This window comes from Geodermatophilus sp. SYSU D00766, from assembly GCF_054049915.1.
Map to the genome: position 1 here is coordinate 76,014 of NZ_JBJGYI010000006.1, position 21,826 is coordinate 97,839.

At 76.0% G+C, this 21,826-nt stretch carries 19 protein-coding genes, 2 pseudogenes and 1 riboswitch; of the genes and pseudogenes, 13 read left to right on the forward strand and 8 right to left on the reverse strand.

The genetic code is table 11. The annotated features are described in order from the left end of the window. Positions 1 to 101 precede the first annotated feature (101 nt). The 4 genes from ACI8AD_RS07580 (at position 102) to ACI8AD_RS07595 (ending at position 6,687) form a co-directional block, all read left to right on the forward strand. Positions 102 to 1,307 carry an MFS transporter gene (locus ACI8AD_RS07580; RefSeq protein ID WP_456869921.1) on the forward strand — a complete coding sequence of 402 codons (1,206 nt, stop codon included), beginning with the start codon at positions 102 to 104 and terminating at the stop codon, positions 1,305 to 1,307. A gap of 4 nt (positions 1,308 to 1,311) precedes the next feature. Beyond that, positions 1,312 to 2,010 carry an acVLRF1 family peptidyl-tRNA hydrolase gene (locus ACI8AD_RS07585; protein WP_456869922.1) on the forward strand — a complete coding sequence of 233 codons (699 nt, stop codon included), beginning with the start codon at positions 1,312 to 1,314 and terminating at the stop codon, positions 2,008 to 2,010. A 34-nt stretch (positions 2,011 to 2,044) separates the two neighbouring features. Further along, a complete protein-coding gene (locus ACI8AD_RS07590; protein WP_456869923.1) occupies positions 2,045 to 4,102 on the forward strand; it encodes a HelD family protein in 2,058 nt (685 codons plus the stop codon). Between the two features lie 101 nt (positions 4,103 to 4,203). Next, positions 4,204 to 6,687: a transglycosylase domain-containing protein gene (locus ACI8AD_RS07595; protein ID WP_456869924.1), complete on the forward strand. Its 2,484-nt coding sequence runs from the start codon at positions 4,204 to 4,206 to the stop codon at positions 6,685 to 6,687. A 23-nt stretch (positions 6,688 to 6,710) separates the two neighbouring features. Here ACI8AD_RS07595 and ACI8AD_RS07600 read toward each other — a convergent pair. Then, positions 6,711 to 7,529, reverse strand: a pseudogene (locus ACI8AD_RS07600) (YhjD/YihY/BrkB family envelope integrity protein); the annotation flags it as partial. Positions 7,530 to 7,588: 59 nt separating this feature from the next. Beyond that, on the reverse strand, positions 7,589 to 7,810 hold the full coding sequence (locus ACI8AD_RS07605; protein WP_456869925.1) for a hypothetical protein: 222 nt from the start codon (positions 7,808 to 7,810) through the stop codon (positions 7,589 to 7,591). 191 nt (positions 7,811 to 8,001) lie between these two features. Then, positions 8,002 to 8,138, forward strand: a riboswitch (cyclic di-AMP (ydaO/yuaA leader). Between the two features lie 7 nt (positions 8,139 to 8,145). Here ACI8AD_RS07605 and ACI8AD_RS07610 point away from each other — a divergent pair. The 3 genes from ACI8AD_RS07610 to ACI8AD_RS07620 all read left to right on the forward strand — a co-directional run bounded on the left by ACI8AD_RS07610 (position 8,146) and on the right by ACI8AD_RS07620 (position 11,095). After that, positions 8,146 to 9,270: a C40 family peptidase gene (locus ACI8AD_RS07610; protein WP_456869926.1), complete on the forward strand. Its 1,125-nt coding sequence runs from the start codon at positions 8,146 to 8,148 to the stop codon at positions 9,268 to 9,270. Between the two features lie 160 nt (positions 9,271 to 9,430). After that, on the forward strand, positions 9,431 to 9,748 hold the full coding sequence (locus ACI8AD_RS07615) for a DUF3817 domain-containing protein (protein WP_456869927.1): 318 nt from the start codon (positions 9,431 to 9,433) through the stop codon (positions 9,746 to 9,748). A 15-nt stretch (positions 9,749 to 9,763) separates the two neighbouring features. Continuing rightward, positions 9,764 to 11,095 carry a serine hydrolase domain-containing protein gene (locus tag ACI8AD_RS07620; protein ID WP_456869928.1) on the forward strand — a complete coding sequence of 444 codons (1,332 nt, stop codon included), beginning with the start codon at positions 9,764 to 9,766 and terminating at the stop codon, positions 11,093 to 11,095. Here ACI8AD_RS07620 and ACI8AD_RS07625 read toward each other — a convergent pair. Further along, entirely contained in the window at positions 11,022 to 11,642 is a 621-nt protein-coding gene (locus tag ACI8AD_RS07625) for a hypothetical protein (protein WP_456869929.1), read from the reverse strand. The genes ACI8AD_RS07620 and ACI8AD_RS07625 overlap by 74 nt on opposite strands. A 53-nt stretch (positions 11,643 to 11,695) precedes the next feature. Between ACI8AD_RS07625 and ACI8AD_RS07630 the strand changes: the two genes are divergently transcribed. Next, positions 11,696 to 11,950, forward strand: coding sequence for a DUF3253 domain-containing protein (locus ACI8AD_RS07630; protein WP_456869930.1), 255 nt, complete (start codon positions 11,696 to 11,698; stop codon positions 11,948 to 11,950). On the opposite strand, the gene ACI8AD_RS07635 is transcribed toward ACI8AD_RS07630, so the two are convergent. The 3 genes and pseudogenes from ACI8AD_RS07635 to ACI8AD_RS07645 all read right to left on the reverse strand — a co-directional run bounded on the left by ACI8AD_RS07635 (position 11,940) and on the right by ACI8AD_RS07645 (position 13,522). Next, complete coding sequence (locus tag ACI8AD_RS07635) at positions 11,940 to 12,500, reverse strand: hypothetical protein (RefSeq protein ID WP_456869931.1); 561 nt, start codon at positions 12,498 to 12,500, stop codon at positions 11,940 to 11,942. The genes ACI8AD_RS07630 and ACI8AD_RS07635 overlap by 11 nt on opposite strands. After that, positions 12,398 to 13,015 (reverse strand): annotated as a pseudogene (locus tag ACI8AD_RS07640) (hypothetical protein); the annotation flags it as partial. The pseudogene ACI8AD_RS07640 and the gene ACI8AD_RS07635, both read right to left, overlap by 103 nt. 9 nt (positions 13,016 to 13,024) lie before the next feature. Then, on the reverse strand, positions 13,025 to 13,522 hold the full coding sequence (locus ACI8AD_RS07645) for an Lrp/AsnC family transcriptional regulator (RefSeq protein ID WP_456869932.1): 498 nt from the start codon (positions 13,520 to 13,522) through the stop codon (positions 13,025 to 13,027). A gap of 215 nt (positions 13,523 to 13,737) precedes the next feature. Between ACI8AD_RS07645 and pdhA the strand changes: the two genes are divergently transcribed. The 5 genes from pdhA (at position 13,738) to ACI8AD_RS07670 (ending at position 19,212) form a co-directional block, all read left to right on the forward strand. Then, positions 13,738 to 14,877 (forward strand): pyruvate dehydrogenase (acetyl-transferring) E1 component subunit alpha, encoded by a 1,140-nt coding sequence (gene pdhA, locus ACI8AD_RS07650; RefSeq protein WP_456869933.1) that lies wholly within the window; start codon positions 13,738 to 13,740, stop codon positions 14,875 to 14,877. Beyond that, the gene (locus ACI8AD_RS07655; protein WP_456869934.1) at positions 14,877 to 15,854 is read left to right on the forward strand and encodes an alpha-ketoacid dehydrogenase subunit beta; all 978 of its coding nucleotides are present in this window, start codon (positions 14,877 to 14,879) and stop codon (positions 15,852 to 15,854) included. The genes pdhA and ACI8AD_RS07655 overlap by 1 nt, the downstream gene beginning before the upstream one ends. A gap of 3 nt (positions 15,855 to 15,857) precedes the next feature. Continuing rightward, the gene (locus ACI8AD_RS07660; RefSeq protein WP_456869935.1) at positions 15,858 to 17,381 is read left to right on the forward strand and encodes a dihydrolipoamide acetyltransferase family protein; all 1,524 of its coding nucleotides are present in this window, start codon (positions 15,858 to 15,860) and stop codon (positions 17,379 to 17,381) included. Positions 17,382 to 17,504: 123 nt separating this feature from the next. Then, a complete protein-coding gene (locus tag ACI8AD_RS07665; RefSeq protein ID WP_456869936.1) occupies positions 17,505 to 18,668 on the forward strand; it encodes an AGE family epimerase/isomerase in 1,164 nt (387 codons plus the stop codon). Positions 18,669 to 18,744: 76 nt separating this feature from the next. Further along, positions 18,745 to 19,212 carry an SRPBCC family protein gene (locus tag ACI8AD_RS07670; protein ID WP_456869937.1) on the forward strand — a complete coding sequence of 156 codons (468 nt, stop codon included), beginning with the start codon at positions 18,745 to 18,747 and terminating at the stop codon, positions 19,210 to 19,212. A 177-nt stretch (positions 19,213 to 19,389) separates the two neighbouring features. Here ACI8AD_RS07670 and ACI8AD_RS07675 read toward each other — a convergent pair whose 3' ends face one another. Then, complete coding sequence (locus ACI8AD_RS07675; protein ID WP_089402746.1) at positions 19,390 to 19,650, reverse strand: HPr family phosphocarrier protein; 261 nt, start codon at positions 19,648 to 19,650, stop codon at positions 19,390 to 19,392. A gap of 54 nt (positions 19,651 to 19,704) precedes the next feature. After that, a complete protein-coding gene (locus tag ACI8AD_RS07680) occupies positions 19,705 to 21,816 on the reverse strand; it encodes a PTS fructose transporter subunit IIABC (protein WP_456869938.1) in 2,112 nt (703 codons plus the stop codon). Positions 21,817 to 21,826 lie beyond the last annotated feature (10 nt).

Here is a 21,826-nt window from a genome sequence, read left to right on the forward strand (position 1 = left end):
CAAGCCACCGCCTGCCCGCCGTGCCGACGTCGGTTAGCGTGGGGTGAACCCGCGTCCCCCTGACGACAGGTCCCCCTCACTTGCTCACTCCCTACCTTCACGTGCTGCGCACGCCGCACGCACTGCCCATGGTGCTCGCCGCCTTCGTCGGGCGGCTCCCGCTGTCGATGGTGGGCCTGGGGTGCGTGCTGCTGGTGGCCTCGGAGACCGGCTCCTACGGGCTCGGCGGCACGGTGGCGGCCGCCGGCGCGATCACCACCGCGCTCGTCGGCCCGGTGCTCGGGCGGCTGGCCGACACCTTCGGGCAGCGCCGCGTGCTCCTCCCGGTGACCGCGGTCTTCGCCGCCGCGGGCGCGGCGTTCCTGGCCGCGGTCAAGGACGACTGGCCGCGCTGGACGCTGTTCGTCACCGCGGGCGTCGCCGGCGCGTGCATCCCGCCGGTCGCCTCGATGATCCGCGTGCGCTGGACCCACCTGCTGCGGGGGACGAAGCGGCTGCCGGCGGCCCTGGCCATGGAGTCGGTGGTCGACGAGCTGGTGTTCATCGTCGGGCCGGTGCTGGTCACCTTCCTGTCCACCACCGGGCACGCGACCTCCGGCGTGGTCACCGCCTTCACGCTGGCCGTCGTCGGGGCGCTGCTGTTCGCCGCACAGGGCCGCACCGAGCCGCCGCCGCACGGCCACGAGGCGCGCCGCGGACCCTCGGCCATCCGCACGCCGGGCCTGCGGGTGCTGTTCGTCGTCGGCGCCGCCGTCGGCTCGGTGCTCGGCACGCTGGAGATCGCGCTGGTCGCCTTCGCCGACGAGGTCGACGCCATGGGCCTGTCCGGGGTGCTCATCGCCGGCCTCGCGGTCGGCTCGATGATCAGCGGGATCGGCTGGGGGGCGGTGCACTGGCACCACCCGCTGCGGCACCGGCTGCTGGTCGTCCTCGCGGTGCTCGCCGCGCTCACGGTGCCGCTGACCCTCGTCGACGACATCTGGGTGATGATCCCGTTCGTCGTGGTCGCCGGGGTGGCGGTGTCGCCGTCGCTGATCAGCTCGTTCACCCTCGCCGAGATCATCGTGCCGCGGACCGCCGTCACCGAGGCCTTCACCTGGATCGGCACCGCGCTGGGGTTGGGTGTCGCCGTCGGCACGTCGATCGCCGGGAAGATCGTCGACACCGTCGGCGCCAACGCCGCGTTCCTCGTCGCGACCGTGTCGGCCGGCCTGGCCGCGCTGGTGGTCGCCGCGGCCCAGCGGCTGCTGCACGTCCCCGCCGAGAACATCGCCGAGCCGGTCCTCGCCGGTGAGGTGACCGGCTGAGCCGGTGACCCGCCCCCGGCCGGCGGCCGGCGGCGGCCGCGTCCTCGGCGTCGCCCCGGAGCGGCTCGGCCGCTGGCTGGACGGCGTCGCCGCCCGGCACGGGGCCTTCGCCGAGGTGACCCGCACCGACGACGGCGCCGTGGCCGTGACCTGCGACGACGGCACGACGCTGACCCTGCGCCCGCCGTTCGCGTGGACGCCCGGGCCGGCGCTGCTGACCTCGCTCACCGCCGCGGCCCGGCAGCCCCGGCGCGCCGCCGTCCTGCTCGTGCGCCGCGGCCGCTGGGCGACCGGCGTCTTCGACGGCGCCGACCTCGTCGTCTCCAAGGTCGACACGCGGCTGGTGCAGGGGCGCAGCGCGGCCGGCGGCTGGAGCCAGCAGCGCTTCGCCCGCCGGCGGGCGAACCAGGCCGACGCGGTCGTGGCGGCCGCCGTCGAGACCGCCGTCCGGGTGCTGCTGCCGCACGCCGCCGCCGTCGAGGCGCTGTTCACCGGCGGCGACCGGGCCATGGTCGACGCCGTGCTCGCCGACCCCCGGCTGGCCGGGCCGGCGGCGCTGCGCCGCGAGCCGGCACTGGAGGTCGGGGAGCCGACGAAGGAGGTCCTGCTGGCCACCCCGGCGCAGTTCCGGGCGGTGCGGGTCCACCTCGTCGAGCCCGGTGACCGTCCGGGAGGGGATCGGACCGCAGGGTCACGAGCGTGACGCGGGCCACCGCGAGGCGTAGCGTCCAACGACCGTGTCCGCCCCACCGACCGACACGAGCCCTCCCGCGCACCCCGCTTCCGACCCCGTCCTCGCCGCCGAGCGCGCCCACCTGGTCCTCGCCGCCGACTGCCTGACCGGGATGCGCGCCGCCGCGAGCGCCGTCGTCGACGCCGGGGTCGACGCCTGGGCCTCCGAGCGTCTCGGCGCCGCCCGCGCCGAGCGGCTGCGCGCCCTGGCCGCCGACCCGGGCGTGCCGGCGTTCTTCGGCCGCACCGACACCGGCGCACCCGACGGCGCCGGCGAGACGTTCCACATCGGCCGCCGGCACGTCCGCGACGCCGCCGGCCGGCCGGTGGTCATCGACTGGCGCGCGCCGATGAGCCGGCCGTTCTACCGCGCCACCGCCGCCGATCCGCAGGGCCTGGTGCGCCGCCGCCGGTTCGGGTTCTCCGGCGGCGAGCTGACCAGTTACGAGGACGAGCTGCTCGCGGCCGGCCGGGAGGGCGACGGCGCGCTGCTGCGGGCCGAGATCGAGCGCCCGCGCAGCGGTCCCATGCGCGACATCGTGGCCACCATCCAGCCCGAGCAGGACGAGATCGTGCGCGCCCCGCTGGCCGAGTCGGTGTGCGTGCAGGGGGCGCCCGGCACCGGCAAGACCGCCGTCGGCCTGCACCGCGCGGCCTACCTGCTGTACACGCACGGCGGTCAGCTGGCCCGCACCGGCGTCCTCCTCGTCGGCCCGAACCGGGCGTTCCTGCGCTACATCGAGCAGGTGCTGCCCACCCTCGGCGAGGTCGACGTCGACCAGACGACGGTCGCCGAGCTCACCGCGCACGTGCCCGTCCGCGCGCTGGACGCCCCCGGCGTCGCCGTCCTCAAGGGTGACGCCCGCATGGCGCAGGTGCTCGAGCGGGCGCTGTGGGGCGCGATCGCCAAGCCCGCCGACGACGTCCTGGTCCCGCTGGCCGGCCGCCGGTACCGGGTGCCGGTCGAGCGGCTCAAGCGCCACGTCGACGACCTGCGCCGCCGCGGCCGCGTCGCCGACGACCAGCAGCGGTTGCACCACGCCGCCGGGCGCGAGCGGCTGGCGCTGCTGCTGGCCGAGGACGCCCGCCGGCAGAAGGAGGAGTCCGGCGGCAGCCCGACCGACGCCGAGACCCGCCGCGCCGCCCGCAGCGCCGAGGTCCGCGCCTTCTGCGACGCCGTCTGGCCGGCCCGCGACCCCGCCGCGCTGGTCGCCGCGCTGCTCTCCGACCCCGCCGTCCTCGCCCGGGCCGCCCGCGGCGTCCTCGGCGACGGCGAGCAGGCGCTGCTGCTGCGCCCGCCGGCCCGCTCGGTCCGCGCCACCGCCTGGACCGCCGCCGACGCCGTCCTCGTCGACGAGGCCGCCGGGCTCGTCGAGCGCACCGCCGGCTACGGGCACGTCGTCGTCGACGAGGCGCAGGACCTCTCGCCGATGCAGTGCCGGGCGATCGCCCGCCGGCTGGCCGCCGGGTCGCTCACCGTGCTCGGCGACCTCGCGCAGGCCACCAGCCCCTGGTCACCGGCCGAGTGGGCGCCGACGCTCGCGGACCTCGGCCGCCCGCAGACCGCCGTCCGGCCGCTGACCCGCGGCTACCGGGTGCCGGGGGAGGTGCTCGACTACGCCAACCGGCTGCTGCCGGCCATCGCCCCGGGCCTGCGCCCGGCCACCGCGGTGCGCCGCGACCCCGGCGCGCTGGAGGTCCGGCCGGTCGCCGACCTCGCCGGTCCGCTGGCCGAGGTGGTGGGCGGGCTGGCCGCGGCACCGGGGTCGGTGGGTGTGGTCTGCGCCGACGCCGCGGTGCCCGAGGTGGCCCGGCTGCTGGCCGACGCCGGGCTGCCCACCGCGGTGCTCTCCGACGACGGCGCGGCGGCCGACCGCGTCGCCGTCGTCCCGGCGTCGCTGGCCAAGGGCCTGGAGTTCGACGCCGTCGTCGTCACCGACCCGGCCGCGATCGTGGCGGCCGAGCCGCGCGGGCTCAACCGGCTCTACGTGGCGCTCACCCGCGCGGTGAGCACCCTCGTCGTCCTGCACCGCGACGACCTGCCCGTGCCGCTGACCGGCTAGCACCACGCGTCCCGCCCGCCCCCGGGCGGGATCCGCGTCCGGCGCGGGTGGTTGTGGCCGGCGCACATCTCTGTTGCAGTGAGCGGCCGAGGAGGGAGCTCATGGACCGGCTCAGTCCGGTGGGGACGCTGCTGCGTCTGGCGGCCACCGTGGTGGTCGCCGGGGCGCTGGTGGCGGGTCTCCTCATCCCGTGGGTCGGCGGTCCGACGGTGGCCGCGCAGCGGTCCACCGGCCTGCTCGGGGACCTGCCCACCGAGTTCACCGCCGAGACGCCGCCGGGCAACACCGTGCTGCTGGCCGCCAACGGCGAGCCGATCACGTACTTCTACCGGGAGAACCGCCAGCCGGTCGCGCCCGAGCAGATCGCCGAGGTCATGAAGCAGGCGATGGTGGCCATCGAGGACGCCCGCTTCTACGAGCACAACGGGCTCGACGTGCAGGGGACGCTGCGCGCGCTGGCCACCAACATCGCCGCCGGCGGGGTGGCCGAGGGCGGGTCCACGATCACCCAGCAGCTGGTCAAGCAGACGCTGCTGCAGGCCGCCGACACCCCGGAGGAGCGGGCGGCGGCCACCGAGCAGACGGTGGGCCGCAAGCTGCGCGAGGCCCGCCTGGCCCTGGCGATCGAGGACGAGCAGACCAAGGACGAGATCCTCACCCGCTACCTCAACACCGTCTACTTCGGCTCCAACGCCTACGGCGTGCAGCCCGCCGCGCGCGCGTTCTTCGGCGTCGACGCCGCCGCGCTCACCCTGCCGCAGGCCGCGCTGCTGGCGGGCCTGGTGCAGAGCCCCACCGAGGACGACCCGTTCACCGACCCCGAGGCCGCCACCGCCCGCCGCGACGAGGTCCTGTCGCGGATGGCCGAGCAGGGGCGGATCACCCCCGAGGAGGCCGCCGCCGCGCAGGCCGAGCCGCTGGGGCTGGCGCCGGGGCCGGCTCCGCCGCGGGGCTGCGTCGAGGCCAGCGTCGGGCCGTTCGTCTGCGACTTCGTGCAGCGGTACCTGATCCAGGAGCTGGGGATGACCCAGGAGCAGCTCGACGGCGGCGGCTACGTCGTCCAGACGACGCTCGACGTCGAGCTGCAGCGCGCCGGCGACGCCGCGGTGCTGCGCACCCTGCCGCGGGAGGACTCGCTGGCCGGCATGTTCACCGCCGTCGAGCCGGGCACCGGCCACCTGCTGGCGATGAGCGTCAACCGGACCTTCGGCTACGACCGGACCGACCCGACGCAGGAGTCCTTCAACCTCAACGTGGCGGCCAGCCAGGGCTCGGGCTCGACGTACAAGGTCTTCGTGGCCGCCGCCGCCCTGGCCCGCGGCTACTCGTCCTACTACACGCTCAACGCCCCCGACCCCTACGTCTCCCGGGTCTACAGCGGCCCCTGCCAGGGCCGTGACACCGACGGCCGGTACTGCGTGCGCAACGCCGGCCGGTACCGCTCGACGCTGGACCTGGAGACGGCGCTCTACCAGTCCTCCAACACCTACTTCCTCGCGCTCGAGGACGCCCTCGGCAGCGTCGAGGAGCCGGTGCGGATGGCCGAGGCGGCGGGCCTGTTCCAGTTCAGCCCGCCGGAGCTGCCGCAGCAGATCATCGACGAGAACCGCGGCTCGTTCACCTTCGGCGCCGAGGCCACCAGCCCGCTGGCGCTGGCCAGCGCGTACTCCACGTTCGCCGCGAACGGCACCCAGTGCGACGTCGTCCCGGTGACCGCCGTCCTCGACGCCACCGGACAGCCGGCCGTCGGTGCCGACGGCGAGCCGCTGCCGGTGGGGGACCGGTGCACGCCCGAGGCCATCCCGCCGGGCGTGGCCACGACGATGAACCAGATGCTGCGCAAGGACGTCGAGCCCGGGAACCCGGGGCAGACCGGGTCGCGCGCCTACGTCCGCGGGCACCAGATCGCCGGCAAGACCGGCACGTCGCAGGACAACTACTCGGTGGCCTTCGTCGGCTACACGCCCGAGATCACCGCGAGCGTCATGGTGCTCAACCCCAAGCAGAACGAGGACGTCGGCGGGTTCGGCGGCGGCAAGGGCGCCACGATCTGGCACGACGCGATGGAGCCGGTCCTCACCGCCCGGGGGAGCGGGGAGTTCCCGCCGGCCGACGAGACGGTGCAGAACGGCAACACCCGCCCGGTGCCCGGCTGCGGCGGCGTGCGCGCCTGCGAGCGGGCGCTGCGCGAGGCCGGGTTCACCCCGCAGACGCTGCGGGTCGACAGCGACGAGGCGGCCGGCACCTTCCTCGGCACCAGCCCGCCGCGCGGTGCCCGTGCGGTGCCCGGCCAGGTCGTGTCGATCCTGGTGAGCAACGGCAGCGACTACGTCGAGCCGGAGCCCGACCCCGCACCCCTCCCGGCGCCCGAGCCCGAACCGGCCCCCGAGGCGCCGGCGCCCGAGCCGGCCCCGGTGCCGGAGGCGCCCGCACCGGAGCCCGAGGTGCCGACGGTGCCCGTCCCCGAGCCGGGACCCGAGCCGGAGGTGCCCCCCACGGCGCCCGCGGAGCCCGCGCCCGCGGCGCCGCCTCCACCCGCCCCGCCCCAGGTCCCCCCGGAGTGGGGCGGGGCGCCGGCCGCGTGACGGCGGCCGAGCCGCTCGTCGAGTGACTGGGTGAGCAGCCACCCGGCCAGCAGCACCAGGTGCAGCAGGAACAGCCACAGGCCGACGGCGACCACCGCCCCGACGACGACCAGGCCGCCGAAGGGGGCACCCAGGTCCAGCGGCAGGGACAGGAACACCACGAAGCCCTGCAGGAAGCCCGACAGGCAGGCCGCGGTGAACAGCGCCCCGCTGGTCAGCGCACCCCAGCGCAGCTGGCCGCCCGAGACGACGCCGAACCCCCACAGCACCGGCACGGTCAGGACGAACAGCACGGTGTAGTAGCCGACGGCGAAGCGGCCGAGTGCCGCCCCGACGCCGTCCTCGCGGGCCAGGTCGGCCATCACCCGGGCGGCCAGCAGCAGCGGGTAGAGCAGCAGCGGCGTGGCGACGACCAGCGGCAGGGTGAGCAGCCGGCCGCGCCAGCCGGTCAGGTTCTCCCGGCGCTGGCTGAAGCGCAGCAGCGCGCGGCGCAGCCCCTCGCCGTAGAAGGTCAGCGGGACCAGCGCCAGGACGAAGCCCAGCAGGTCGAGGTGGGTGCCGGCCTCGACCAGCCGCTCGACCGCCTCCGGGGCGCCCAGCGGCGTGGGCAGCAGCTCGGTCAGCCGCGCGGTGAGCGCCCGCACCTCCTCCGCCGAGGTCACCAGAGCGGTCAGCCGTACGGCGACCAGCAGCAGCGGCACCACCGCGATGCCCGCGTAGAAGGTCAGGCCGGCGGAGATGAGGGCGAGGTCGCGGCCGCGCAGCAGCCGCTGGGCCCCGCGCAGCAGGGTGTGCACCTCGGCGCGCAGGCGGGCCGCGGTCCACCTGCGTTCCGGAGTCACCCGCTCATGGCACCAGCCCCCGCGGGCGCGCGCCCGTCGGAGTGGCGCCGGTGCGGTGCTCAGTCCTCGGAGCTGTCGTCGGTGGTCGGCGCGTCGTTGCCGGGATTCGGGCCGGTCTCCTGGCAGCTGGCGTCGTTCTCGTTGCTGGCGTTCTCGCCGCTGGCGTCGCAGTTGGTGGGCCCGCGGGAGAAGTCGGTGTTGTCGCCGCAGGCGGTGAGGGAGCCGAGCAGCGCGAGCACGACGAGCGGCCGGGCCAGGCGCATCCGCGTGGAGGAGGACATGCCCTGACTCCTACACGCCCCGGCGGCCGGTCAAACGGGCGGGGTCCCGCGTGTCCGTAGCCGCACCACCACGGAACGTCACCGATGTGATTACACCGCGGTGATTGTCACGGGTCCGTCACGCCCCTTACTCTGTGTGTGTCCAACGGGGCGCTCCGTCACTGACCTGGGTGACACCCCGAGGACGCCGTCGAGCCGGTGCGCCCCTCGGGTGCGCCGGGCCGGGGACCCATCGCAGTCCTGGGGTGCAGCGCGTGTCCGCACGCGCCGGGCGAGTCCACGCCCGAACCCGTCAGCTAACCCGGTAGGCGGCCTGGGAAGAGGAGAACCACCGCGTGGCGTCCCTGCGCACGTCCGTCCCCGGCGCGACCGGCCGCCCGCACCGCCGGCCCGGCCGCCGCGCCGCCCTCGTCCTCGCCGGGGCCCTCGGTCTCGGCGTCGGCGTGGGGGTCGTCCCGTCCGCGGCCCTGGCCGAGGAGCCCACCACGGCGGCCGAGGCCGCGCAGCTGGTGGCCGCCCGCGGGCACGACCTCGAGGTCGTCACCGAGCAGTTCAACGAGGCCCGGGAGGCACTGGCCGCCCAGCAGGCCGCGGCCGAGGCCGCCGCCGCGTCCCTTGCCCAGGCGCAGGCCGAGGTCGACACCGCCCGCCGGCAGGTCGTCGGGATCGCCCGGTCGGCCTACACCGGCAACGGCATGGGCTCGTTCCAGGCCCTCATGACCAGCGAGGACGCCGACGAGTTCGTCAACCGCGTCAGCCTCCTGCAGGGCGTCGCCGGCTACCAGGGCGAGCTGCTCGGCCAGGCCGTCGCGGCCACCGAGACCGCCACCGCCGCGCAGACCGCGGCCGCCGAGGCCGCCGCCGAGGCCCAGCGCCAGTACGACGCCGTGGCCGCCCAGCAGGCCGACCTCGAGGGCCAGATCGCCGCCTACCAGGCCGACTTCTCCCGGCTCAGCGCCGAGGAGCAGCGCGCCGCGCTCGAGGCCGCCGCCGCCGCGCACGCCGCCGGGGACCAGCGGGCCAGCCGCGACGAGGACCGCGAGGAGCCCGCCGCCGAGGAGGCCCCCACCGCGTCCTCCGCGCCGGCCGCGGCCCCGGCCCCGGCCAGCGGCGTCGCCGGCACCGTCGTCGCCACCGCCATGGCCCAGCGCGGCAAGCCCTACGTGTGGGCGGCCGCCGGGCCGGGCTCGTTCGACTGCTCCGGCCTGACGCAGTACGCCTTCCAGGCCGCCGGGATCAGCCTCCCGCACTCCAGCAAGATGCAGTCGCAGATGGGCACGGCGGTGTCGAAGGCCGACCTGCAGCCCGGTGACCTGGTCTTCTTCTACAGCCCGGTCAGCCACGTGGGCATCTACATCGGCAACGGCCAGATGGTCCACGCGCCGACCTCCGGCGACGTCGTCAAGGTGGCCAGCATCGACTCGATGGGCAGCTACTCCGGAGCCCGCCGCATCGGCTGAAGGACCACCCTTCCCCCCACGCCTCGCACGGTCGGCGCGGGACCCTGGAGGGCGGCCGCTCCGGCACGTCACCGGGGTCACAGCGGGACGGGGAGCCGGGGGACCGGCTGCCGCGTTGGTCCCTGCGGAGCTGCCGCCGACGCCTGAGGACCGCGTACCGATGAACCCCCGCACCGTCGCCACCGCCTTCCGCGTCGTCGCCGTCGCCGAGGCGCTGTCCTGGGTGGGCCTGCTCGCCGGCATGTACGTCAAGTACGTGCCGGAGACCTCCGAGGTCGGCGTGCAGGTGTTCGGCCCGGTCCACGGCGCGGTGTTCGTCGCCTACGTCGCCGTCGCGCTGGTCGCGTCCCGGGTGCTGCGCTGGTCGCCGTGGACGACGCTGCTTGCGCTCGCCGCCTCGATCCCGCCGCTGGCCACCGTGGTGTTCGAGCGCTGGGCCGGCCGCACCAGGAGGCTCGCGGCACCCGCGCGGGCCTGACCTACCGTTCCGGGCATGCCCGAGCCCGTGCTGCCCGCCACCGCCCGCACCCTGCTGGCCCGCACCGCCCGCGCCCAGCGCGACGGCCGGGCGCCGAGCCTGGTCGCCGGCGTCGTCCGCGACGGCGGGCTGGCGTGGTCGGCCGGGCGCGGCGACGTCGCCGAGCCGCACACCGACGTCCAGTACCGGCTCGGCTCGATCAGCAAGACGGTCACCGCGGTCGCGGTGCTGCGGCTGCGCGACGAGGGCCGGCTGGGCCTGGACGACCCGCTGGACCGGCACGTCCCCGGCACGCCGCTGGGCGACCGGTCGATCGGGCAGCTGCTGTCGCACCTGGCCGGCGCGTCCGCCGAGAGCCCCGGCGGCTGGTGGGAGCGGGTGCCCGGCGGCTCGCTGGCCGACCTCGCGCTCACCGGCGGCGACGTCGTCCTGGGTGAGGCCCGGCGCTTCCACTACTCCAACCTCGGCTTCGGCCTGCTCGGCGAGCTGGTGGCGCGGCTGCGTGGCCGGCCGTGGGACGACGTCGTCACCGGCGAGGTGCTCGCGCCGCTGGGCATGGCCCGGACGACGCCGCGCCCGTCGGGCCGTGCCGCGCAGGGGTACGCCGTGCACCCGTGGGCCGACGTCGTCCTGCCCGAGCCCGAGCACCACGCCGGGGTCATGGCCGCCGCCGGCCAGCTGTGGGCGTCCCTCGCCGACCTCGCCCGCTTCGCCGCATTCCTGCTCGGCGACACCGGCGACGTGCTCTCCCCGGCCACGCTGGAGGAGATGGCGGTGCCGGCCGGCGTCGACCCCTCCTCACCGGCCTGGTCGGCGTACGGGCTGGGGCTGCAGGTGCTGCGGGTCGACAGCCGCACGCTCACCGGCCACGGCGGCTCGATGCCGGGGTTCCTCGCCGGGGTCTTCGTCGACCGCGAGGAGGGCACCGGCGGGGTGTCGCTCGCCAACACCACCAGCGGGCTGGACTCGGCGCTGGTCCCGGGCCTGCTCGCCGACCTGCGGGCCGCCGAGCCGCGGGTGGTCGAGCCGTGGCGCCCGGCCGGTTCGCCGGTGCCGCTCGAGCAGCTCGGCGTCTGGTACTGGGGGCCGGCGCCACTGGCCCTGCGAGCGGTGCCCGGCGGGCTGCTGCACCTCGGGCCGCTGCCGGGGCGGGCCGGGCGGGCCAGCCGGTTCCGCCGCTGCGACGACGGCACGTGGCTCGGGCTGGACGGCTACTACGCCGGTGAGACGCTGCGGATCGCCCCCGACCACCTCGACCTGGGCACGTTCGTGTTCACCCGCGAGCCCTACGACCCCGCCGCCCCCGTGCCCGGCGGCGTCGACCCCCGGGGCTGGACCGCCCCCTGACCGTGGGCTTCCGCGGCAGTGCACGCGTCTCCGGGGGGTCGAAGGCGTCCATGGTGGTCTTGACGACGGCGCCGTAGGCCAGGTGCGGCACCACGTCGGCGGCCCAGTCGGCCGCCGACCACGTGCGCGGGTCGGTGACGCCCAGCACCGTCATCGGTCCGTTGGCGGCCACCAGCACCGCGAGCGTGGTGAGCAGCGTGCCCACCAGCGGCTGCGACCGGAAGCCCGACGCCCGCACCAGCCCGACGCCGACCCCGACGCCGACGCCGGCCACCAGCCCGGTGATCGGCCCGAGGCCCTGGACCCGGTTCTGCCGGTGCTCCTCGTCGCCCGGGATGGGCACGTGCGCCTTCTCGGCGAGCCGCTCCACCGTCTCCTCGGGCGTGGAGCTGGTGCCCCGGCCGCGGACGGTCATGTCGAGGTAGGTGACGGCGTTGAGCGCGGTCGACCCCGCCGCCCCCGCCGCCGCGCCGCGCAGCGCCCAGCCGAGGGTGCTGATGCCCCGCTTGCCCTTGCCGAACGTCCCCACCGGGGTGCGCTTCGCCATGGACGGCGCCCTACCCGTCGCGCTCACCAGCGCAAACGGCGCATGCTGGGGACGTGGACGACGTCGGCGCGGCCCTCGAGCGGGCGATCGGTGCGCTGCTCGACGCCCGCGCGCCCGGCGCCACGATCTGCCCCTCGGAGGCCGCGCGCGCCGTCGACCCGGAGGGCTGGCGGGAGCTCATGCCCGGGGCGCGGGCGGCGGCCGCCCGGCTGGCCGCCGCGGGCGCCGTCGAGGTGACCCGGCGCGGCGCGGTGGTCGACGTCGCCACCGCCCGCGGCCCCGTCCGGATCCGGCGGGTCAGCCGCTGACCGGCAGCGGCCGGGCCAGGAACGCCGCGAGCAGCCGGGCGGTGCGGTCGACGGTGCCGGAGTGCAGCACCTCGTAGCCGTGCGTGCTCAGCGTGGGCAGGCTCAGCAGCGCCGCCCGCGCCGACTGCCCCGACGCCTGGGCCTGGGAGGCGTCGGAGTCGTAGGACTGCCACACCGCCGTCTGCGGCTGCAGCCCCAGCTCGGTGCCGACGTCGACCAGCGCGTCGGCGACCGCGCGGTCGTAGACGACGGCGTCGTCGGCGTAGGCCACCACCGGCCCGCCGTCCACGGTGACCTGGTACTCCGCCTCCGCGGGGCCGACGTCGAGGGCGATGGTGAGGTCGCCGGGCAGCGTGCGGGCGGCGTAGGAGGCGCCGACGCCGCCCATCTCCTCGCTGGTGCTGGCCACGAGGTACACGTCGCCGCGCGGGCGCCCGCGCACAGCCGCGCCGTCCCCACCAGCGCGGTCAGCGCCGCCCGGTCGTCGAGGAAGTACGAGCCGACGTAGGCGCCGAAGCGGGTCAGCCCGCGCCGGTCGGCGTGCACGCACACCCGCGTCCCCGGGTGCACCCCGGCGGCGGCGAGGTCCTCGGCGGAGCAGCCGGTGAAGACGTACACGTGCGACCAGTCCATCGCCTGTCCGCCCTGGTCGGGCTTGGTCTGCCAGATCCGCGTGCTCTCGGCGGTGGTGTGCTCCGACCCGAGCGTGAGGACGCCGGTGAGGGTCTGCCGCCGGCCGAGGACGGCGACCGGGCCGAGGCCGAAGTTGCCCGGGTACATGACGCCCAGGGAGGTCACCCACAGCGTGCCGTCGGGCTCGACCCGCTTGACCATCATCGACAGCTCGTCGAGGTGCGCGGTGACCCGCACCGCCGGGGCGGACCGGTCCGTCCCGTGCAGCAGCGCGACCAGGTTGCCGACGGCGTCGACGGTGGTCTCGTCGGCCAGCGGCTCGAGCTCGCGCCGGACGACGTCGCGCACCGCCTCCTCCTGCCCGCCGGGGCCGTAGGTGCGCAGCAGCTCGTCGAGCAGGTCGGGCAGCGGGGTCGGGGCCTCGGCGGTCACCGGGGACCCCTACCCGGACGGCGGCTCCTCCCCCGCCGCGCGCCGCAGCAGCGGGTCGACCCGGTGGTCGACGTAGCGGCGCAGCGCCAGGGCGGTGTCGGTGCGCTCCACCCCGGGCAGGGCGAGCACCTGCTCGGTCAGCCGCCACAGGTCGTCGGCGTCGACGGCGACCACCCGCACCAGCAGGTCCGCCGCGCCGGACAGCGCGGTCACTTCCAGGACCTCGGGCATCGCGGCCAGCGCGGCGGCGACCTCCTCGAGGCCGCGCTGCACCACCTGCACCGTCACGTAGGCGCTGAGCCGGTAGCCGAGCGCCTCCGGGCGCACCCGCGAGGCGAAGGGGGCGAGCAGCCCGCCGGACTCTAGCCGGGCCAGCCGCGCCTGGACGGTGTTGCGGGCCAGCCCGAGCTGCTGGGACAGCGCCAGCACCGTGGCCCTCGGGTCGGCGTCGAGCGCCTGCACCAGCCGCGCGTCGGTGGCGTCGAGGCGCTCGGGACCGGCGGGCACGGCGCCAGTCTGGCACGTGCCGGCCGCTCCGGAAACGCATCCTGCTCAGTCCGCCGTGGCGGCCTTGCGCATCCCGATCGGGGGGTGGTGTGCTCCCTACCGGCGGGGGACGTGTCACGATGTGTGAGTGGAGCCACAACCCCGGCGCCACAGGACGTCCAGCACCGCGACCGGCCGGTGACCCCGGCAGCGCGGACGACGGCGAGGAGCAGCGCGTGAGCGTGTCGAGCGCGACCACCGAGGTGGTCGACCCCGTACCCGGGGCGGCCGCGCCCCACCTTCCGCAGCAGCCCGACCTGGTGCAGTTGCTGACCCCCGAGGGCGAGCGGGTCGAGCACCCCGACTACCCGCTCGACGTCTCCGCCGACGAGCTGCGCGGGCTCTACCGCGACCTCGTGCTGGTCCGCCGGTGGGACGTCGAGGCCACCGCGCTGCAGCGCCAGGGCGAGCTGGGCATCTGGGCCTCGCTGCTGGGCCAGGAGGCCGCCCAGATCGGCGCCGGCCGGGCGATGGCCGACGGCGACACGGCCTTCCCCACCTACCGCGAGCACGGCGTGGCCTGGACCCGCGGGGTCGACCCGCTGCACGTCATCAGCCTGTTCCGCGGCGTGGACAACGGCGGGTGGGACCCGGTCGCCACCGGCTTCAACCTCTACACCGTCGTCATCGGCGCGCAGTGCCTGCACGCCACCGGCTACGCCATGGGCCTGCAGCGCGACGGCGCCGAGACCGCGACGCTGGCCTTCCTCGGCGACGGCGCCACCAGCCAGGGCGAGGTCAACGAGTCCTTCATCTGGGCGGCGAGCTTCTCCGCGCCGGTCGTCTTCTTCTGCCAGAACAACCAGTACGCGATCAGCGTGCCGCTGGAGCGGCAGTCGCGGGTGCCGCTCTACCAGCGCGCGGCCGGCTTCGGCTTCCCCGGCGTCCGCGTCGACGGCAACGACGTCCTCGCCGTCCTCGCCGTCACCCGGGCCGCGCTCACCGCCGCCCGCGAGGGCCAGGGCCCCACGTTCATCGAGGCCTTCACCTACCGGATGGGCGCGCACACCACCTCCGACGACCCCACCCGCTACCGGCTGGCCAGCGAGCTGGAGGAGTGGAAGCTGCGCGACCCGATCGCGCGGGTGAAGGCCCACCTCTCGCGCACCGGCATCGCCGACGCCGAGTTCTTCGACGCCGTCGAGGCCGAGGCCGACGAGCTGGCGCAGCGCATCCGCTCGGGCACCACCGAGATGACCGACCCCCCGGGGACGGCGATGTTCGACCAGGTCTACGCCGAGCAGACGCCGCTCGTGGCCGCGCAGCAGGCGCAGTTCGAGGCCTACCAGGCCTCCTTCGAGGGGAGCGAGCACTGATGGCCGAGACGCTCACCATCGGCAAGGCCCTCAACCTCGGCCTGCGCCGGGCGATGGAGGACGACGCGAAGGTCCTGCTCATGGGCGAGGACATCGGCCGCCTGGGCGGGGTCTTCCGGATCACCGACGGCCTGCAGAAGGACTTCGGCGAGGACCGCGTCGTCGACACCCCGCTGGCCGAGGCCGGCATCCTCGGCACCGCCGTCGGGCTGGCCATGCGCGGCTACCGGCCGGTCTGCGAGATCCAGTTCGACGGGTTCGTCTTCCCCGCCTACAACCAGATCGTCACGCAGGTCGCCAAGATCCACGCCCGCTCCCGCGGCCGGCTGCCCATGCCGATCGTCATCCGGATCCCCTTCGGCGGCGGCATCGGCGCGGTCGAGCACCACAGCGAGAGCCCGGAGGCGTACTTCGCGCACACCCCGGGCCTGAAGGTGGTCGCCGTCAGCAACCCGGCCGACGCCTACTGGGGCATCCAGCAGGCCATCGCCCACCCCGACCCGATCGTCTTCCTGGAGCCCAAGCGCCGGTACTGGGAGAAGGCGGAGGTCGACACCGACGCCACGCCCGGCCCGCTGTTCGCCTCGCGGGTGGTCCGCGGCGGCGACGACGTCACGGTGCTGGCCTACGGCCCGATGGTGAAGACGGCGCTGCAGGCCGCCGAGGCCGCCGCCGAGGAGGGCCGCTCGCTGGAGGTCGTCGACCTGCGCACCCTCTCGCCGCTCGACCTCGACCCGGTGTTCGACTCGGTGCGGCGCACCGGGCGCTGCGTCGTCGTCCACGAGGCGCCGGTGACCCTGGGCCTGGGCTCGGAGATCGCCGCCCGGGTGACCGAGACCTGCTTCCACTCCCTGGAGGCGCCGGTGCTGCGGGTGGGCGGCTACGACACCCCCTACCCGCCGTCGAAGCTCGAGGAGGAGTACCTCCCCGACCTCGACCGTGTCCTCGACGCCGTCGACCGCGCGATGGAGTTCTGACCGATGGCACTGCGCCAGTTCAAGCTGCCCGACGTCGGGGAGGGCCTGACCGACGGCGAGATCCTCCAGTGGCTGGTCTCGGTCGGCGACACCGTGACGGTCAACCAGCCGCTGTGCGAGGTGGAGACCGCCAAGGCCGCCGTCGAGCTGCCCTCCCCCTACGCCGGCACGGTGACCGAGCTGCTGTTCGAGCCGGGCACGACCGTCGACGTCGGCACGCCGATCATCACGATCGACACCGGCGGGGAGGCCCCCGCGCCCGCGCCGGCGGCCGGCGGTGCCGCGCCGGCCGCGGAGTCCGCCGAGCCCGCCGCCGGGCTGATCGGCGGGGCGGCCCCGGGCGGGCGGACGGCGGTGCTCGTGGGCTACGGCCCGCGCACCACCGAGGCCCGCCGCCGGCCGCGCCGTGCGGTGCACGCCGGCCCGGCCCCCGTCGGCGCCGACTACGGCTCCGGCGGTCAGGACCGGCCGCCGCTGCTGGCCACCGCACCCGACGCCACCGTCAAGCCGGTGCGGCACGGCGGGCTCGAGGTGGGCCGGCAGGCCGAGGCGCACGCCCGCGCCGAGGCGGCCGCCCCCTCCCGTCCCGTCTCGCCCGGCCACGGGCGGGTGCGCCCCCTGGCCAAGCCGCCGGTGCGCAAGCTCGCCCGCGACCTCGGCGTCGACCTGACCGCGCTGACCGGCAGCGGCGCCGGCGGGGTCATCACCCGCGAGGACGTCACCGCCGCGGCCGCCGCGCCGCAGGCCCCGGCTCCCGACCAGGGCACCGACCTGACGGCCGACCTGGTCCCCGACCTCGCGGCGGTCCCCTCGCCGGCCGCCGCCCCGGTCGCCGGCGAGCGGGTGCCGGTCAAGGGCGTGCGCAAGGCGACGGCGGCGGCGATGGTGGCCAGCGCGTTCACCGCGCCGCACGTCACCGAGTTCCTCACCGTCGACGTCACGCGGATGATGCGGCTGCGGTCGGAGATCGCCGCCCGGCCGCAGTTCGCCGGGGTGAAGGTCAGCCCGCTGCTGTTCGTCGCCAAGGCGCTGCTGCTGGCCGCGCGCCGGCACCCGATGGTCAACAGCTCCTGGGACGAGCAGGCGCAGGAGATCGTCGTCCACGGGCAGGTGAACCTCGGCATCGCCGCGGCCACCCCGCGCGGGCTGATCGTGCCCAACGTCAAGGGCGCCGACCGGCTGTCGATGGCCGAGCTCGCCGGGGCGCTCACCGAGCTGACCGAGACCGCCCGCGCCGGGCGGACCGCGCCGGCCGACATGACCGGCGGCACGATCACGATCACCAACGTCGGCGTGTTCGGCGTCGACACCGGCACGCCGATCCTCAACCCCGGCGAGTCGGCGATCCTCGCCTTCGGCGCCGTCCGCGAGATGCCGTGGGTGCACAAGGGGAAGGTGCGGGTGCGGCAGGTGACCCAGCTCGCGCTGTCGTTCGACCACCGGGTCATCGACGGCGAGCTCGGCAGCCGGTTCCTCGCCGACGTGGGCGCCCTGCTCTCCGACCCCCGGACCGCGCTGGCCTACTGAGCGCACGACAGCGGGCCCTGCCGGATCCCGGCAGGGCCCGCTGTCGTCCCCGGAGGGGTCGGGCCCGGCGGGGTCCCCGCCGACGGGGTGGCCCGGTCCGCCCCGGGCGCCCAGGATGACCGGGTGACCGACCTGGACCGGCTGCTGGCCTTCGCCGCGCGCTCGCGGCTGCCCGGCGGCGGCTTCGGCTACCTCGGCTCCGACGGCACGGTCGAGTCCGGCCGGCCGCAGGAGACCTGGATCGTCGCCCGGATGACGCACGTCTTCGGGCTGGCCGCCCTGCTGGGACGGCCCGGCGCGGAGGAGCCGGCGGCCGCCGGGGTGGCGGCGCTGCGCGAGGGGCCGCTGCACGACGGCGCGCACGGCGGCTGGCGGAGCACCGAGGACGACGACACGAAGGCGGCCTACGTGCACGCCTTCGCCGTCCTGGCCGGGGCGACGGCCACCACCGCCGGGATCGAGGGCGGCCGCGCCCTGCTGGAGGAGGCGCTGGAGGTCTGGGACCGGCGGTTCTGGGACGACGCCGCCGGCCTCGCCGTCGAGGAGTGGACCGCGGACTGGTCCCGGCTGTCGGACTACCGCGGCGCCAACGCCAACATGCACGGCGTCGAGGCCACCCTCGCCGCGGCCGACGCGCTCGGCGGGGCCGACGCCGACCGGCTGCGGCAGCGGGCGCTGCGCAGCCTCGAGCGGGTGGTGCACGGGTGGGCGCGGGAGCGGGACTGGCGGCTGCCCGAGCACTTCACCGCCGACTGGACGCCGCTGCCCGGCTTCAACCGCGACCGCCCGGCCGACCCGTTCCGGCCCTACGGCGTCACCGTCGGCCACCAGTTCGAGTGGGCGCGGCTGGCCCTGCACGCCCGCGCGGTCCTCGACGACCCGCCGGCCTGGCTGCTCGACGACGCCGTCGCGCTGTTTCGCGCCGCCGCCGGGCGGGGCTGGGCGGCCGACGGCGCACCGGGCTTCCCGTACACGCTCGACTGGGACGACCGCCCGGTGGTGTCCGCGCGGATGCACTGGGTGCTGTGCGAGGCGGTCGCGGCGGCGACCGTGCTGGCCGCGATCACCGGCGAGGCGCGGTACGGGGAGCTGGCCACCACCTGGCGGGCGCACGGCGAGGAACGGTTCGCCGACCCCGCCACCGGCAGCTGGCACCACGAGCTGACGCCGTCGGGGGAGGTGGCCACGGGGACCTGGACCGGCCAGCCCGACGCCTACCACCTGGCGCAGATGCTGCTGCTCGACGGCCGGCCGGTGCGGGGGAGCGTGGCCGCCGCGCTGCGGTGACCGGTGTGTCCGCCCCCGCGGGGAGGGGTAGGGCGAGGTCACCGCAACGACATCCCGAGCAGCGAGGAGCGTTCCCGTGGCCAGCGTGCAGGAATCCGTCGACGTCGACGTCCCGATCCGTGTCGCCTACGACCAGTGGACGCAGTTCGAGTCGTTCCCGCAGTTCATGGGCGGCGTCGAGCGCATCACCCAGGTCGACGACACGCGCACCCACTGGATCACCAACATCGACGGCGTCAAGCGCGAGTTCGACGCGGAGATCACCGAGCAGCACCCCGAGGAGCGGGTCGCGTGGGCGAGCACGGGCGGTGACGCCAAGCACGCCGGGGTGGTCACCTTCCACCGCCTCGCCGACGACAAGACCCGCGTGATGATCCAGATCGACTGGGAGCCGACCGGCGTCGTCGAGAAGGTCGGCGCCGCGCTCGGCTTCGACGACCGGCAGGTCAAGGCCGACGCCAAGCGGTTCAAGGAGTTCATCGAGAGCCGCGGCGGCGAGACCGGCGCCTGGCGCGGCGACGTCCCGCGCCCCGACCAGCGCTGAGCGCGGCGGCGGCGCGATGATCAGGTGACCTGATCCCGGGGCGTCCTCCCGCACGTCCCACCGTGAGGGAGGATGCCCCACGATCAGGGACCCTGATCGTGGCGCACGCGCAGCACGGACACGACGACGGCGCCCGCTCCCTCCGCGCGAGGGGGCGGGCGCCGTCGTCGGTGCTGGTTACTCCGCGTCGAGGTCGGCGGCCACCATGCCGGCGATCTGCTCGACGACGGCCTGGTCGTCGCTGGTGACGGTGACCTCGGCGCCCTTCTGGGCACCCAGCGTCATGATCATCAGCGGCGAGCCGGCGTCGACGGGGTTGCCGCCGGGGGTGGCCAGGGTGACCGGGACGCCGGCCTTGCCCACGGCCTCGGCGATGAGCGCGGCGGGGCGGGCGTGCAGGCCGACCCGGGAGCCGACGGTGACGGTCTGACTGGGCATTCGACGTCCTCGCTTCTCGGGGTATCGGTGGGTGTCGGGGTCGAGCCTGCCCTGTCAGGCGCGAGCGGGCGCGCTGACGGTGGAGGCGGGGGCGGCGTTGTGGGCGTGGGCGAGGTCGACGGCGTCCTCGGGGACGGCGTCGGCCTTCCGGCGGCCGATGCTCTTGGCGACGGTGACCGCCAGCGCGCCGACCACGGTGCCGACGACGAGGGCCAGCAGGAACATCCCGATCCCGTTCATCGCGAAGAGCACGAAGATCCCGCCGTGCGGGGCGCGCAGCTCCACCCCGGACGCGGCGACGATCGCGCCGGTCGTGGCACCGCCGAGCATCATCGACGGGATGACCCGCAGCGGGTCGGCCGCGGCGAACGGGATCGCGCCCTCGGAGATGAACGAGGCGCCGAGCAGCCACGCGGCCTTGCCGTTGTCGCGCTCGGCCGGGGTGTAGAGCTTCGGCCGGATCGCGGTGGACAGCGCCATCGCCAGCGGCGGGACCATGCCCGCGGCCATGACCGTGGCCATGATGACCAGCGAGCCGCTGGTCTGCGAGGCCAGGCCGGCGGTGGCGAACAGGTAGGCCGCCTTGTTCACCGGGCCGCCGAGGTCGAAGCACATCATCAGGCCGAGGATGATCCCCAGCAGCACCGCGGAGGTGCCGCTCAGGCCGTTGAGCCAGTTGCCCAGGCCCTCGACGGCAGCGGCCAGCGGGCGGCCGAGCACCGCCACCATGAGCCCGCTGGAGATCAGCGTCGCCAGCAGCGGGATGATCACCACCGGCTGCAGCCCGCGGACTCCGGTGGGCAGCTTCCACGAGGCGATCCACCGCGCCACCAGGCCGGCGAGGATGCCGCCGACCAGGCCGCCCAGGAAGCCGGCGCTCATGGTCACCGAGACGGCGCCGACGACGAACCCCGGCGCGATGCCCGGGCGGTCGGCGATCGCGTAGGCGATGTAGCCGGCCAGCGCCGGGACCAGGAACCCGAACGCGGCCTGGCCGAGCACGGTGCACAGCGCCCCGAGGTAGCCCCAGAACCCGTCGTTGAGGCCCTCGAGGGGTGCCGCGGAGGGCAGGTCGAGGAAGGAGTTGTTGAGCGCCCAGCTCAGCGCGAAGCTCTGGCCCTCGACGTCGGGGTTCGGGTTGACGATCTGGTACCCGCCGAAGAGGAAGCCGAGCGCGATGAGCAGACCGCCGGCCGCGACGAACGGGATCATGTAGCTGACGCCGGTGAGCAGCCAGCGGCGGATCTCGGTGGCGGTGCTCGGCCGGCCCGCGGGGGCGGCCGCGGCGGCGTCGGCAGCCCCGCCGCCGGGCACCCGGCGGGCGTTCGGGTCGTCGGCGGCGGCCAGCGCCTCGCGGATCATGACCTCGGGCTCGTTGATCGCCCGCTTGGTGCCCGACTGGACGACCGGCTTGCCGGCGAACCGGTCGCGGTCCCGGACGCCGACGTCGACGGCGAAGATGACCGCGTCGGCGTCGCGGATGACCGCCGGGTCCAGCGGGGTGGACCCCGAGGAGCCCTGCGTCTCGACGGCGAGGTCGACGCCCTCGGCCTGCGCGGCCGCGGTGAGCTTGTCGGCGGCCATGTAGGTGTGCGCGATGCCGGTGGGGCAGGCGCTGACCGCGACCAGCCGGCGGCGGGCCGGGGCGGACTCCGGCGCCGGGGCGGTGGCGGGCACGGGGGTGCTGGTCGCCGCGGTGGCGCCGGTGGCCGGCGTCGGGGACACGACCTCCTCGACCAGCGCGACGACGTCGGCGGGCGTGGCGGCGGCGCGCAGCGCGGCGACGAAGTCCGGCCGCACCAGGGCCCGGGCCAGCGCCGACAGCAGCGTCAGGTGGTCGGCGTCGCCCTCCGCGGGGGCGGCGATGAGGAACACCAGGTCGGCCGGGCCGTCGGCGGCACCGAAGTCGACGCCGGGCGCCAGCCGCGCGAACGCCAGCGACGCCTGGGTGACCGCGGCCGACCGGCAGTGCGGGATCGCGATGCCGCCGGGCAGCCCGGTGGCGGCCTGCGCCTCGCGGGCCAGGGCGTCACCGGCGAGCGCCTCGGCGCCGGTGGCCCGGCCGGCGTCGGCCACGAGACCGGCCAGCCGGCGCACGACGGCGTCCTTGTCGGAGCCGAGATCGGCGTCGAGGACGACCAGCTCGGGGGTGATCAGTGCTGACATGACGGACCTT